The following is a 15,092-nucleotide window of genomic DNA, read 5'->3' on the forward strand; positions in this document are numbered from 1 at the left end:
TATTATTTATCTTTTTTGAATCGAACAGTTTTATCCCAGCCAATGACTTGTTTCTTGCTCTTTGCACGTAAGTATAAAATTAAGCTACGAATGAATAAGTACGTAAAGAGCTGTGCGTACGTAAAGTACATGATCACACTAATAAAAATATTAGTTGGTGTAAAGGTTCGTTCCACACTCTGGGCACTAAATAATTGAGAAACATATGTAATGTATGCGACATACCACATGAATAGTAGCGGAATGCTATATTGAATTTGGAATATCCCGAGTAACCCAATTACAAACCAAACGTTCGAAATGATTAAGAATAACCAAAATACAACATACACTAAAACTTGTTGTAAAGAATGGACGAGCAGTTTTCCTTTAAAGAAACTGAATGAAGAAAACATTTTTTCTAAAATGTACAAGTTCCCTTGAAGCCAACGTGTACGCTGCTTAATAAGGATTTTTAAATGCTCAGGTTCTTGTTCCCATGTAATTGACTCTGGAACGATTGGCAGGAGATAACCTTTTTGTGTAATTCGTAATGTTAATTCAGCATCTTCAGCAATTGCATAAGGGTCATAGCCGCCAAGCTCTTCTAATGCAGCGCGACGAAGAAGCATGTTTGTTCCTGTTAGTGAACCTGTTTGGAATAGTAACCAGCGTCCGGATTGCATAAGGAGCTGGAAGATTTGAAATTCTAACGAAATCATTCGTGTTAGCCAGTTTCTTTTTTCATTTACAGTACGAACATGCCCAACAGCTCCAACAGCATCCTCGGTTGTTTCAGCGTGTTCTACAAGCATTCGCAATGCATGTGGTTCAGGCTGGTTATCTGCATCATAAACACAGAAGTATTCACCATCTGAAATACTAAGGCCATAGTTTAATACACGTGATTTTCCTTTTGGTTCACCAGGGGGAACGCGAATGTGACGAATATGAGCATAAGCTTTGTCAAAATCGTCACCAATTTCAGGTGTCTCATCTTGCGAGTTATCGTTTAATAAATAAACAGTTAGTTTGCCTGGATATTCAATCTTTGCCATCGCCTCTAAAGTATCTTTAATAACGACGCCTTCATTGTGAGCTGGTATTAAAATATCGACGCTTGGGTAATGTTCTAGCGTACGATCTTTTCGTTTCCTACTTCGGTGAACTAAACCTGCGAGTGTTAAGAAAGAATAGTAAACGAGTAAGCCAGAGAATAGAAAGGCTGTAAAAATAAGTACATACTTAATCGAAAATGTGATGCTAATCCAAAAAACAAGTACGCAAAACAGGAGGAATAAAAGAAGTATAACGAGTGTCATCATAATAACGTCTGTCCTTTGTTCCCAATTTGCTCGCGTGAAATTTTTATATCTTGGATCGCTTCAGCAGCAAGCCATTGCTCCATTTTTGGCTTTAGGCGGTTCATTACAATGTCAGCACCGGCTTCATTTGTATTTTGTAATAAAATAACGAGCGTATTATTATCATATTTAGCAACAAGGTCAAAGTCAGCTCTTACCGTTTCAACTAACAAGGAAGCTACACGGTCCATAACACTTTCCTTCGTATATTTACTAAAGGAAGTGAAATCAAAATAAATCATAACGCCTGTTTCATTACGACGATTCATTGCATTGATTAATAATGCTTGTCGTCTCTCAAATTCTTGTCTTGTTAATAATTTCGATTCTCCGATGTATTGTTCTAACGTTCTCACACGTTCGGTTAATGCTTTATTTTCATGAATAACCTTCTTTAATAGATGAGTGGAGATATATACAATGAAGAAATTTGCTGCCATTAGGAAGTGAGTAATAATGTATTCCCATTGTTCTGATGTACTCCATAAGTAAAGCCATGCTTGGTAGAACAGGTAGAATACCGAAATAATGGTTCCTAATATGAAGAAAACAAATGCAGTTTTATCAGGCAAAAATAGAAATAGTACATTAACAATTACATATATAATTGTAAAAATGAGAGCATGCTCATATTGCGTTACATGTACAGTTGTAAAATAAAATAAAATTTGTAAAATCCACATAGAGAGGACTTTATAGAAGTTATCTTTCACAAAACTTTCCTCCTTAAAGATAATTCATACAAGGATACTTGTAGTATGCGCAATTATTAAGAAATAGACCGGATGACTATATTCTTTTTGAGAGAGCAACAATAAGTAGTATCCCTCTTTTGTAAGAAAAAATAAACAGACTTGATAATTATTGTATCATAATGTTTTTATATTTCAGCATAAAGTATTTAATATATACTAAGAAAATAAAAAGTCCCCTCTTTAGAAAGAGGGGACTTGCTTTATTTTATAGGAACATCATACCTGCAACTGCTGCGTTTAAGAAGTTAGCTAGTGTACCAGCGATAACTGCTTTAATCCCTAATTGTGCAATTTGTTTACGGCGAGTAGGAGCTAATGTTCCTGTTACACCTAATTGAATTGCGATAGAAGAGAAGTTTGCGAATCCACAGATTGCGAATGTTAAAATTAGATTTGTTTTTGCAGAGAACTCTGCCATATGTGGTCCTAAGTTTGCGTATGCAACGAATTCGTTGATTGCAAGTTTTTGACCGATAAAGCTTGCTGCTTGTACAGCTTCACCAGGAGAAACCCCGATTAAAATTGCAAATGGTGATAGTAAGTAACCGAAGATTAAATCAAGGCTAAGTTTAATATCGAACCAAGAGCCAATCCATCCTAATAGGCCATTTAATAAAGCGATTAATGCGATGAAAGCCATTAACATTGCTGCTACGTTAATAACAAGTTGCATACCTTCTGATGCACCACGTGCTGCTGCATCAATAACGTTTGCATCTTCACGCTCTGTAGAAAGTTCAACGTTATTATCTACTTTTTCTGTTTCTGGCATAATTAGTTTTGCAATTAATAGACTTGATGGAGCTGCCATAATTGCTGCTGCTAATAAGTGTTCTAACGGAATACCCATTGCTGCATAGCCGACAAGAACCGATCCAGCAACAGCTGTCATACCGCTTACCATAATAGCGAAGAATTCACTATTTGTTAAACGTGCTAAGTAAGGTTTGATTAAGATTGGAGCTTCAGTTTGTCCTAAAAATACAGTTGTTACTGAGTTTAAACTTTCTGCTTTAGAAGTTCCAAGAAGTTTACTTAACCCGCCACCAATGATACTAACAAATTTCTGCATAATACCGAAATGATATAAGATTGCTACTAATGAACTAATAAATACGATTGGAAGTAGTGCTTGAATAACGAATACAAATCCCCAAGGTCCTTTTGCGTTGACTAAATCCCCAGCAACGAACTTAATTCCCTCGTAAGAAAAATTAATTAATCCTTGAACGCCATCTGCAGCGTGTTTTAAACCTGCTTTTCCGGCATCCCATCGTAATACGATAAATGAAAATGACATTTGTAATGCTAGCGCGATTAAAATCGTGCGCCAATTAATAGCTTTGCGGTTGGAAGATAGTAAGAAAGCGATTGCTAATACTCCAATCACGCCGCCAATTCCCCATAAAAGATTCATGCAGTGTATGCTCCTTCCTCATAGTAAAAAAATGTATAAAACAGTTGTCTATACTTCTGCAAATATAACATCTTAAGTAACTTATCATAATGGACATCAGAGGTCAAACGTCTAACGAAAAGTTTAAATAAAAAGAAAATTCTTCAAAAAAACACATATAAAATGATTAGACATGAAATAGGTTATGTTTTTTATGTGAAAATATACATTATGATAACGTTATGGATCATTATTGTAGAATATAGTGTATGAAATAGGAAAATAGATACATTATTTTTTTAGGGAAATAGGTTATACACATTAAAAAGAGCCTTCTAGTAATCTAGAAGGCTCTAAAAATATAACTTAAGGTGCTTTCGTATAACCTAAGAAGTGCTTACTCCAATAAGAATTGCTTAATGAAGCGATTGCTACACCTTTATCTCCGGCTTGGATAAATGATCCGCCCCCAAGGTAAATACCCATGTGAGAAGGACCCGATTTATAAGTGTTTTGGAAATAAATTAAGTCGCCTGGTTGTGGATTTGAAGTTTGTGGTAGGCTACCCCAATATCCCGCAACACTTTGACGGCTAATGTTATGACCAAATTTCTTAAATACGTGGTAGATGTAGCCACTGCAGTCCACACCGTTAGCAGAAGTTCCGCCCCAAACGTATGGTACGCCTTGCATTCCTTTTGCATATGCAAGTATAGAAGAACTGTTGCCGCTATTATTACCTGTATTGTTGTTATTGTTTTGATTGTTATTTTGATTGTTGTTAGGCTTATTATCTACTGCGCCGCCAACTGGTGTTTTAGAAAGGTAACGTGTTCCGATATAACCAGTTTGACCGTTGTAGTTAATTTTGCTCCATCCAGAGTTTTCAGAGATTACTTGAACCTTCTGTCCTTGTGGGAGTGCGCCTATGATTCTATAATTTGTACCTTCACCACTACGTACATTTAAGGCAGAAGCATTAATGTAGTAGTCACCAATTGCACCTTGATTAGGTTGTTCAGGTTGTTTTGGTTGCTCAGGAGTAGTAGTGCCACCTTTAACGAATTTCATGAATTCGCTACTAACGTAGCCTGTTTTTCCTTGATAGTTAACTTTAAACCAGCTACCTTCAGAGCCAATTACGTTTAATGTCGTACCATTTAATACGCCACCAATTACGCTATGGTAAGTAGCAGGGCCTGTGCGAACGCGTAGAGATGTTGCGTTAACAACGTAAGTACCACCAGTTTGAACAGTTACATTATTGTTTTGGTTATTATTTTGGTTGTTTCCTTGTGTAGCGTTATCGCTAGAACCGCCTTTTGTTACGTAGTCTTTGCTTACGTAAGCTGTTTGGCCTGCATAATTGATTTTGAACCAATCTTGAACTTCGCCAACAACTTGTACGACTTGTCCTTTTGTAACAGAACCTACAGTTGTGTGAGAAGTGCTAGGACCTGTACGAACACGAAGGGAAGATACATTTACTGTATAGTTTCCGCTTGCTGGTTTTACAGATTCTTGGTTGTTATTATTCGTATTGTTGTTTGAAGAACCTGTATTAGCAGAAACGCCAGATACAAATTCACCACTTACATAACCTACTTGTCCATTATGGTTGATTTTTACCCAACCATTTTCTTGACCAATTACGTTTAATGTTTGTCCTTCATATACACGTCCTGAAACAGAACTAGAAGTGTTAGGAGCGGTACGTACACGTAATACATCAGCAGTAACTTTATTCTTTCCACCTGTTGTACTTACAGTGGAATTGCTTGCACCATTTTTTGATACAAATTCACCACTAACAAAGCCTGTTTTTCCATTAATGTTAATTTTGTACCAACCATTTTCTTCGCCAATCACGTTTAGTGATTGACCGTTATAAACGCGCGAGATGATGTCGTGAGAAGTACTTGATCCTGCACGAACATGTAATACGTCAGCGTTTACCGTATAAGATGAGCTGTTTGATGCAGAAGCTTGGACAGTTGTAGCAGCTTTTTGTGTATTTTGTTCAGGCGCAGCTTGAACACTATCAAGTGTAGGTGCTGCTCCTCCTGCTACAGACACTGCCGCAAGACCGGCAAGGTATTTTTTCATAATTTGTCGATTCCTTTCTGTCTGTAATGTAGTGAAGAAATATTTACCAACTGTTAAAAATTCTAAAGAGCATGTCGATTACTGTCAAGACTTATGCGGGAATCTGAATATGACAAAAAGATTACAAGAAAAAATCAAGGCATAAATCTATACCTTGATTTCCATTTAAATACATATATTGAATGTAGAAAGGATAGAAATTATTCGTGTTTAAGAAGATGACATATTGGATTGTAACAAACTCTGAGAAAATGATCGTTGCAGCATTTTCGTGATAGGGCCAACTTGACCATCTCGGATTGCGGTTCCATCAAGATGAGTCATCGGCAAAATTTCAATCGTCGTTCCTGTAAAAAAGCATTCATCCGCTTGATAAACATCACGAACGCTGAAAAGCTCTTCTTGTACTGGAATACGAAGGGTTTTCGCTAAAGAAAGAACATATTGACGAATAATGCCATTTAAAATAAGGTGATTAGCTGGATGTGTGTAAAGAGTTCCGTTTTTAATGAGAAAGAAGTTAGAGTGGCTGCCCTCAGTTACAGTACCATTTCGTACGAAAAGGGCCTCTTTACAACCTTTTCGTTCCGCTTTCGTAGTAGCTAATATATTCGGTAATAAGTTTAATGATTTAATATCACAGCGTAGCCAGCGCGTATCCGGTTCTGATATGGCACGTACACCATATTCAATCCATAACGCTGGTCTTTCTTTCTTTGTAATATAGGCATAGATTGTTGGAGGGACGTCATATGAGAACGTATGGGTACGAGCTTGTACACCACGAGATACTTGCAAATAAATCGTTCCATCTTCGTGGAAATTATTATTTTCGATTAGTTTATAAAGTAGGGTAATCAGTTCCGCTTTTGAGAAAGGGAGTGTTAATTCTATTTCTTCCATGGAGCGATATAATCTTGTGATATGCGGATCTAATAAGTGAAAGTTCCCTTTATATAGACGAATAACCTCGTAGACACCATCCCCAAACTGCAAGCCTCTTTCCTCAAGGTCTATGTACGTTTTTTGTTTCGTTGTATTAATAACTGCATCATTCCAAAGTACAAATCTTTCATATGCCAATTTTCGTCCCATCCTTTCGTAAGTGCATAAGTAAAGTGAAGTTTTCATTCATTTGGAATAAAAATCACTACAGTAATTTTTATGTGAGTAATTCTTTACATATGACGTATATGTATTTGTAAATGGTGGAGAAGTGGTAGTGATTTACAGCATTTCGTATATACAAATTCGAAAATAAGAAATAAGAATCCTGCTTTTAAATAAAAAAAAGCAACATTCTTATGGAATGCTGCACAAGGAGGGTAGCTATCTTTCATAGGGACATCGTCTTATTGAATGTTTTGTGTATGGAAACAAAACATATTGAAAGACAATTATAAGAAAGTAGAAATAAACGATTCACATATTTCTTTAAGGGATCTTATTACAGATGAGAGATAAGAAATATATAGAACCTCGTTTACATATTTTATTATAGAGATACTTCATTAATTTTATATGAATATTTGGTAAAGGTTATGTAATGTTAAAGTTAATGAATATAAGTAATTGTATGGAGGAATATAAAAAAAGAGGCTGAGATTACTCAGCGCTCTTCTTTTCTTCTTTAATAGCTGTCTTTACTTCACCAGTTTTGATCTTGTTGCTTTCAGAGAAGCGAAGTAAGTCACCCTCAATGATTTTGTCAGACATGCTCAATTCATTTTGGGCACGATCAATAAGTGGTTGAGATTCTTCTTTTGGTAGTTGTACAACTTCGCCAGTAGCACGGTCGTAGAATGTACTGTTCGTGTACATGTACTTATCTGTAACGAAGCTACCATCACGAAGAACAACGAATCCTTTATTGTCAGGTGAGAATACGTCATGACCGAATCGAACGTCATTCGTAGAATCTACACCAAGTAAGTTTAGAATAGTTGGTTTAATGTCAATTTCACCAGTTGGTTTTGAAATTGTTTTACCTTCTTTTTGACCTGGAACGTGAATAAACATTGGTGTTTTTTGTAAGTTCATATGGTCAAACGCAGTAATTTCTTCTTTTCCTAAGAACTGTGCCATTGCACGGTTATGGTTTTCAGAAATACCGTAGTGGTCACCGTAGAATACGATAACTGAGTTGTCGTAAATACCTTCTGCTTTTAGACGTTCAATAAAGTGTTTCATTGCTTCATCTAAGTAGCGAGCTGTTACCATGTAACGGTCAAATACGCCATCACCAGAATTGTATTCATCAATTAATTTTGTATTGTCATCATAAGTGAATGGGTAATGGTTTGTTAAAGTAAGGAAGCGAGTATAGAACGGTTGCTTCACTTGTTTTAACATATCGATAGATTGATCAAAGTACTCGATATCTTTTAATCCCCAGTTTAATTTCGTTTCTGGCGTAATCTTATAGTCAAGCTCGTTGTAGTAACGATCATAACCAAGTGCCGGATACATAATGTTACGGTTCCAGAATGTTGCGTTGTTTGCGTGGAATACTGCAGTGTAGTATCCTTGCTGACGTAAAATTTCTGGAGTTGCTGTGTATTCGTTGTTACCGTGTGTGAAGAATACAGCACCACGGTCTAGTGGATACATTGAAGTATCTACTAAGAATTCAGCATCAGATGTTTTTCCTTGCCCAGTTTGATGGAAGAAGTTATCAAAGTAATAACTTTCTTTCGTAAATTGGTTTAAGAATGGTGTAACTTCTTGTCCGTTAACTGTTGCACCGATTAAGAATGTTTGTAATGACTCAAGAGAGACAACGATTACGTTCTTCCCTTTTGCAGTACCAAACATATTTGGATCTGGTTTGCTTTGCGTTGTTTTTACGTAGTTCTCTGTTTCCTGTAACTTACTACCGTCAGCAAATGCTTTTTGTGAACTTGATTTTGCTTGTAAGCCAAGATCATATACTTGGTGTACATATAAACCTAAGTTTTTAACAAGCATAACGCGGTCGAATGAACGTGTTAATAGTTCTGGACGCTCAGCTTCTGCCAATCCTAAGTTTGCGAAGAAAATAGCAATTGTTGACACGAAGTATAGGGAGCGCATTGGGCGTGCTACACGTTCTGTCGGTGCAAAATTCTTCATCTTCTTCAATAAAATGAAGAATACGATAATATCAGCAAATGCGAGGATAATTTTGTAGTTAAACAATTCTTTTACACTAGAACCTAAACTTCCGAAGTTAGATGTTTGTCCTAGTACTGGTAAAGTAACGAAGTCATTGTAGAATCCGTAGAACATTACGTTACCAACAAGAACGATTGTTAAGACAAAATTAATTCCAAGTGCTATATAGTTACGTTTTTTCCCTTTTGCAAATAATGCAAGACCAACAAGCAGTAATGATGCTGCTAATGGGCTAAGGAATAAAATGAATTCTTGCATGAAAGATTCAAGTTTTAAATCAAAGCTTGTGCGTGTAATAAGATATGTCTTCAACCATAAGGCTAAAGCTACGAATGCAGTGAAACGCACATTTTGAAATTGTGATTTCAAGGTTTCTTTCATTCATTTCCACCCTTTCTCTATCAGGCTTGGTCGATTTTGGAGCGAAAAATGCTAAAATAAAAAATACATAGTTTTCTTGGCCATAATTAGAGGTTCTATATTCACCCATATACGACTATAACTATGCATACCCTTTTAGTTTCTTGTGTTACTCATAAGCATAACGTCATTTCTGTATTATACAACAAAATTCATTTCTGAGAAACACTATAACATTTTACATTTTTTGTATGAGATTTGTCACTACCAGAGAAAACTTTAACATTCGTTTATATGTCCGTCAACTAGAAAATATAACAAAGGTAGAGCAGAATGTTAAGTGAAAGTGAAAATTTTCTTTGTTGAGAAATAAGAAATGACAATGGGTAAGTGGTTATCTAGAAACCTATTATATGAAGGGAAGTATGTAAAAATTAACGAACACTTGTTCTTTTTTGGTTTGTTTGTTACAATGAAAGTTCATTGATAGATTATGTGTAATTTTGATGAACTTTTACTGAAAACATATTGTAGCTTATTTCTTTTAAAAAAATAGGGAGGCTTTTACATGAAACAAAAATTTTCAGTTGAAGCATTTTGGAAGAAAGTAAAACATGTCGCAAAGCAAGCAGGGCAGTCGGTCATTTATGCAAGTTTATTATTGTTTTACGTTTTGCAGAAACCAGATGTTCCAAAGCGAGTGAAAATTATTGTAATTGGAGCACTTGCTTATTTTATTGCACCGATTGATGCGATTCCAGATTTCGTTGCTGGAATTGGTTATACGGATGATTTAGGGGCGTTAATGGCTGCGCTATTACAAGCGTCGTTATACGTTAATGATGATGTGAAAGATAAGGCACGAGTGAAGTTGACAGAATGGTTTGGTTCGGATATAGACACATCCTTTATCGATCAGAAATTAGATCAATAGGTGAGAACTGTCACATAGTGACAGGGCGAACGTAAGCGAGGAAGTGCATTATGCCATCAGGAAGAACGCATACGAAAATAAACTTAATATCCCTTCCGGTTGTTTTGTTTATGCTCTTTTCGTATGGACTAACAAATTTTGATTTTTTATTAACTTTTGCAATTGGCTTTTTAGTAGGTACTACATTTTTAACACCGGATTTAGATACGTATAGTAATGCGTATAATAAATGGGGATTCCTGCGTATATTTTGGTATCCGTATAAGAAGGTGATGCCGCATCGCTCCTTCTTTACACACACAATTATACTTGGTGATGTGATTCGTATTGCATACATGTTAATTGTGTTTTCTCCGTTTTTATTCCTATTAAATGTAATCGCGCTTGACGGGAATTTAATAGAAATGGCGAAGGAACATGAGGTTGAAATTGTAACGTTCGTAATGGGGATTGTTTTGGCAAGCACGCTTCACATTATAGCGGATAAAGTGAATACGCGACGCAAGAAAATGATGAGAAAAAAGAAGAAACGCAGAAGGTAAAAAAACCGTCCCAAAAAGTATTTTGGGACGGTTTTTTCTTATTAATCAAACGTTTGTTTAAAATTAAGCTTTCAGTACTTTAATACCTTTCACGATGTTCCAAATGAAGTAGTATAAGCTAATGATTCCGCAAATACATAAGACAATCATCGTACCGATGCTCAGTGTTACATCCGGTTGATCAGATCCAAGACCCATAACTCCTAAAATAATCATGCCAATGAATGTAGCAATACTTGGGATAATGTGTGTCCATAGAGCACGTTTTGCATGTGGTTTCGTTTCCGTGTCTCCCACAATCCACACAATAATCGGGAATAAGATAGGGGCAAATAATACACTAAAGTATGATAAAGCTGCTAATATTTTGTTTCCGTTCATCTATATCACCTCATAAATAATGTCCGTTGTTATACTATTATTATGCAATAGTTTTGGTAAGCTTTCTATCGATGAACATGACAAGAACATGACGCTTTTGTAAGATTTTCTAGTGAAATAATAAAATTTTCAAAAAAATCTTTTTAAATGGAAATTGTTATGGTACAGTATAAAAGAAAGTTATTGAAAACGTTTTCTTAAACGTTTTTTTATTTTAGGTTGAAAGGTATGATGACCTGATAGTCTATTGATGAGGTTATTCTATTTAAAAGGGGATTCTTTAGGGGGGAGAGAACAATGAACACATGGACACAAGTTTATGATCCGTTCGGAAACATTTGGATTTCGGCAGCGGTAGCACTTATTCCGATTATCTTTTTTTTCTTAGCTTTAGCAGTTTTCCGCATGAAGGGGTATGTGGCAGGATTTATTACAGTTGTACTTACAATTTTAGTGGCGTTATTCGCTTATAAGATGCCGTTCACAATGGCGATGGCAGCGACCGGATATGGTTTCTTATACGGATTATGGCCAATTGCTTGGATTATCATTATGTCGGTATTTTTATATAAAATATCTGTGAAAACAGGTCAATTTGATGTCATTCGTGCATCTGTATTATCCATTACGAATGACCATCGTTTACTCGTTATTTTAATCGGTTTTTCATTCGGAGCATTTTTAGAAGGGGCAGCAGGATTCGGTGCACCAGTAGCGATTACGGCAGCGCTTCTTGCAGGCCTTGGGCTAAATCCTTTATATGCAGCAGGTCTTTGTTTAATTGCAAACACAGCACCAGTAGCGTTCGGAGCGATGGGTATTCCGATTACAGTTGCTGGACAAGTAACAGGTATTGATCCACATAAAATTGGACAAATGGCTGGACATCAATTACCGTTCTTATCATTATTTGTTCCATTCTTTATCGTATTTTTAATGGACGGGTTGAAAGGAGTAAGACAAACGTGGCCTGCTTTACTTGTAGCAGGTAGCTCATTTGCAATTACACAGTTCATAACAGCGACATTTTTAGGACCGGAACTTCCGGATATTACGTCGGCACTTGTAAGTTTAGTTAGTTTAGCGCTGTTCTTAAAAGTATGGCAACCGAAAGAAATTTATCAATCTGGGCAAGCAAATAGAGAAGCAGCTGCAACAACAGCGGCATCGATGCCGAAATTAACGTTAGGAAAAGTAGTAAAGGCATGGTCTCCATTTATTGTATTAACGGTTATGGTAGTCATTTGGAGTCAAAGTTTCTTTAAAGCATTATTTGCTCCAGGAGGCGCATTAGAAAGCCTTGTATTTAAGTTTGAAATTCCAGGCTTGCACAATTTAGTAATGAAAGCAGAGCCGATTGTAAATAAAGCGACGCCTTACGAGGCAATTTTGAAGTTTGATGTATTATCAGCAACGGGAACAGCAATTTTAATTGCTTGTCTCATTTCCATGTTTATTTTGAAAATGAGTGTAAAAGATGCAGTGGTAACATTTAAAGAAACTTTAAGTGAATTAAAAATGCCAATTCTATCTATTGGATTTGTATTAGGATTTGCATTTATTGCAAACTATTCTGGGCTATCTTCTACACTAGCATTAGCACTAGCAGGAACTGGCGGACTATTCCCGTTCTTCTCACCATTCTTAGGATGGATTGGTGTATTCTTAACAGGGTCTGATACTTCAGCGAATGCATTATTTTCAAATTTACAAGCAATTACAGCGCAGCAAGTCGGTGTATCTGAAGTACTCCTCGTTGCAGCAAATACAACGGGCGGTGTAACAGGTAAAATGATTTCTCCGCAATCAATTGCCATTGCTTGTGCAGCAGTTGGACTTGCTGGAAAAGAATCAGATTTATTCCGCTTTACAGTAAAGCATAGTTTGTTCTTCGTAATTATTGTTGGTATTATGACGTATGTACAGGCATATTATTTAACGTGGATGATTCCATAAACAACAAAAGAAATAAACTTTGCATTTTTCAGATTATCGTGTATGATGAGAAAGTATTGAAAATTAAATCAGTGATAAACTAGGGGTGCCTAACGTATGCGTAGGCTGAGAGAGAAGCGCGTGAACTTCTTAACCCTTTGGACCTGATCTGGCTCGTACCAGCGTAGGGAAGTTAACGGCTTTACATAATGATGTCTTTTATGAGCCAGGTCCTTATTTTTTTATGGACCTGGCTCTTTTTATTTTGGCATACGCTGGCCATATCTCGTCCTTGTCACGTACAGGGGGGCAATAAAGGTTATGAAACAGTCTGTTTCAGCTGAGCAAATTGAATTGAAATCGAGTTTACCAGGAAGTAAGAAAGTGTATGTGGATGGACCACGAGAAGGTATGAAAGTGCCGATGCGTGAGATTGAACAAAGCGATACAAACGGCGTTCCGAATCCGCCAATTCGTGTGTATGATACGAGCGGTCCTTATACGGATCCCGCGTATAAAGTGGAGCTGGAAAAGGGGATTCCAACGCCACGCCACTCTTGGATACTGGAGCGTAATGATGTAGAAGCATACGAAGGGCGCGAAGTAAAACCAGAGGATGACGGTGTGAAGGTGGCTTCAAAACATACACCTGTTTTCCCGCAAATGGATCGTAAACCACTTAGAGCGAAGCAAGGTGCAAATGTTACGCAAATGCATTATGCACGTAATGGCATCATTACGTCTGAGATGGAATATGTTGCGATTCGTGAAGGAGTAGAGCCGGAGTTTGTTCGTAAGGAAATTGCGGAAGGTCGCGCTATTTTACCAGCAAATATTAACCATCCGGAAGCAGAGCCGATGATTATTGGACGTAATTTCCACGTGAAGGTGAATGCAAATATCGGAAACTCTGCTGTATCTTCTTCTATTGCAGAAGAAGTAGAGAAGATGACGTGGGCTACTCGCTGGGGTGCAGATACGATTATGGATTTATCTACAGGTAAAAACATTCATACGACGCGTGAGTGGATTATTCGTAACGCACCTGTACCAGTTGGAACGGTACCAATCTATCAAGCGCTTGAAAAAGTAAACGGAATTGCAGAAGATTTAACGTGGGAAGTGTATCGTGATACGTTAATTGAGCAAGCGGAGCAAGGCGTAGATTACTTTACGATTCACGCTGGCGTATTACTTCGTTACATTCCGATTACTGCAAAGCGTACGACAGGTATCGTTTCGCGCGGTGGTTCAATTATGGCGCAGTGGTGTTTATACCATCATAAAGAAAACTTCCTATACACTCATTTTGAAGAGATTTGTGAAATTATGAAGCAGTATGATGTTTCGTTCTCTCTTGGAGATGGATTACGTCCAGGTTCGATTGCAGATGCAAATGACGAAGCGCAGTTCTCTGAGCTTGAAACACTTGGTGAATTAACGAAGATTGCTTGGAAACATGATGTGCAAGTTATGATTGAAGGGCCTGGGCATGTACCGATGCATTTAATTAAAGAAAATATGGAGAAAGAGCTTGATATTTGCCAGGGCGCACCATTCTATACACTTGGACCGTTAACGACAGATATTGCACCAGGTTATGACCATATTACATCCGCAATTGGAGCTGCGATGATTGGCTGGTTTGGAACAGCGATGCTTTGTTATGTAACGCCGAAAGAACATTTAGGTTTACCGAATAAAGATGATGTACGCGAAGGTGTTATTACGTACAAAATCGCTGCGCATGCAGCTGATCTGGCGAAAGGGCACAAAACGGCTCATCAGCGTGATGATGCACTTTCAAAAGCTCGTTTTGAATTCCGTTGGCGCGATCAATTTAATTTATCTTTAGATCCTGAACGTGCGATGGAGTATCACGATGAAACGTTGCCAGCAGAAGGTGCGAAAACGGCTCATTTCTGTTCCATGTGTGGACCGAAGTTTTGTAGTATGAGAATTTCACATGATATTCGTGAATACGCAAAAGAAAATGATTTAGAAACGACAGAAGCAATTGAAAAGGGAATGAAAGAGAAAGCGAAAGAATTTAAAGACACTGGTAGTCATTTATACCAATAACACGTTACACCTCTTTACTTGATTGATCACACTGTAGTACCTAACTTAAATATAGAAGAAGCCCGCTTTGCTAAGACGGTAGCAAAGCGGGCTTCTGTTGTTTAT

11 protein-coding genes and 1 riboswitch are annotated in these 15,092 nt (G+C 37.1%); of the genes, 4 read left to right on the top strand and 7 right to left on the bottom strand.

The window, feature by feature from the left end:
* Positions 1 to 2 precede the first annotated feature (2 nt).
* The 6 genes from ACTFNE_RS18830 to ACTFNE_RS18855 form a co-directional block, all read right to left on the bottom strand.
* Positions 3 to 1,304, bottom strand: a complete 1,302-nt coding sequence (locus ACTFNE_RS18830; RefSeq protein WP_229143159.1) for a glycosyltransferase family 2 protein — start codon at positions 1,302 to 1,304, stop codon at positions 3 to 5.
* Complete coding sequence (locus ACTFNE_RS18835) at positions 1,301 to 2,056, bottom strand: GGDEF domain-containing protein (protein WP_270705777.1); 756 nt, start codon at positions 2,054 to 2,056, stop codon at positions 1,301 to 1,303. The genes ACTFNE_RS18830 and ACTFNE_RS18835 overlap by 4 nt, the downstream gene beginning before the upstream one ends.
* A gap of 247 nt (positions 2,057 to 2,303) precedes the next feature.
* Positions 2,304 to 3,515: a NupC/NupG family nucleoside CNT transporter gene (locus tag ACTFNE_RS18840; protein ID WP_001051024.1), complete on the bottom strand. Its 1,212-nt coding sequence runs from the start codon at positions 3,513 to 3,515 to the stop codon at positions 2,304 to 2,306.
* A 345-nt stretch (positions 3,516 to 3,860) separates the two neighbouring features.
* Positions 3,861 to 5,600, bottom strand: a complete 1,740-nt coding sequence (locus tag ACTFNE_RS18845; RefSeq protein ID WP_270705779.1) for a C40 family peptidase — start codon at positions 5,598 to 5,600, stop codon at positions 3,861 to 3,863.
* Between the two features lie 210 nt (positions 5,601 to 5,810).
* Positions 5,811 to 6,695, bottom strand: coding sequence for a D-amino-acid transaminase (locus ACTFNE_RS18850; protein WP_270705781.1), 885 nt, complete (start codon positions 6,693 to 6,695; stop codon positions 5,811 to 5,813).
* Between the two features lie 510 nt (positions 6,696 to 7,205).
* Positions 7,206 to 9,134 (bottom strand): LTA synthase family protein, encoded by a 1,929-nt coding sequence (locus tag ACTFNE_RS18855; RefSeq protein WP_000665331.1) that lies wholly within the window; start codon positions 9,132 to 9,134, stop codon positions 7,206 to 7,208.
* A gap of 547 nt (positions 9,135 to 9,681) precedes the next feature.
* Here ACTFNE_RS18855 and ACTFNE_RS18860 point away from each other — a divergent pair.
* On the top strand, positions 9,682 to 10,047 hold the full coding sequence (locus tag ACTFNE_RS18860; protein ID WP_000810368.1) for a YkvA family protein: 366 nt from the start codon (positions 9,682 to 9,684) through the stop codon (positions 10,045 to 10,047).
* Between the two features lie 50 nt (positions 10,048 to 10,097).
* Positions 10,098 to 10,589 carry a metal-binding protein gene (locus tag ACTFNE_RS18865; protein ID WP_270705783.1) on the top strand — a complete coding sequence of 164 codons (492 nt, stop codon included), beginning with the start codon at positions 10,098 to 10,100 and terminating at the stop codon, positions 10,587 to 10,589.
* Between the two features lie 63 nt (positions 10,590 to 10,652).
* On the opposite strand, the gene ACTFNE_RS18870 is transcribed toward ACTFNE_RS18865, so the two are convergent.
* Positions 10,653 to 10,970 carry a DUF4870 domain-containing protein gene (locus tag ACTFNE_RS18870; protein ID WP_270705785.1) on the bottom strand — a complete coding sequence of 106 codons (318 nt, stop codon included), beginning with the start codon at positions 10,968 to 10,970 and terminating at the stop codon, positions 10,653 to 10,655.
* 297 nt (positions 10,971 to 11,267) lie between these two features.
* On the opposite strand from ACTFNE_RS18870, the gene lldP reads away from it, so the two are divergent.
* The gene (gene lldP, locus ACTFNE_RS18875; protein WP_270705787.1) at positions 11,268 to 12,926 is read left to right on the top strand and encodes an L-lactate permease; all 1,659 of its coding nucleotides are present in this window, start codon (positions 11,268 to 11,270) and stop codon (positions 12,924 to 12,926) included.
* 71 nt (positions 12,927 to 12,997) lie between these two features.
* Positions 12,998 to 13,113, top strand: a riboswitch (TPP riboswitch).
* A gap of 113 nt (positions 13,114 to 13,226) precedes the next feature.
* Positions 13,227 to 14,987 (top strand): phosphomethylpyrimidine synthase ThiC, encoded by a 1,761-nt coding sequence (gene thiC / locus ACTFNE_RS18880; RefSeq protein WP_270705788.1) that lies wholly within the window; start codon positions 13,227 to 13,229, stop codon positions 14,985 to 14,987.
* The last annotated feature ends 105 nt before the right edge of the window (positions 14,988 to 15,092 follow it).

Origin of the sequence: Bacillus cereus group sp. MYBKT111-2 (assembly GCF_051915205.1) — a bacterium.
GTDB classification, from domain to species: Bacteria; Bacillota; Bacilli; order Bacillales; family Bacillaceae_G; genus Bacillus_A; species Bacillus_A paranthracis.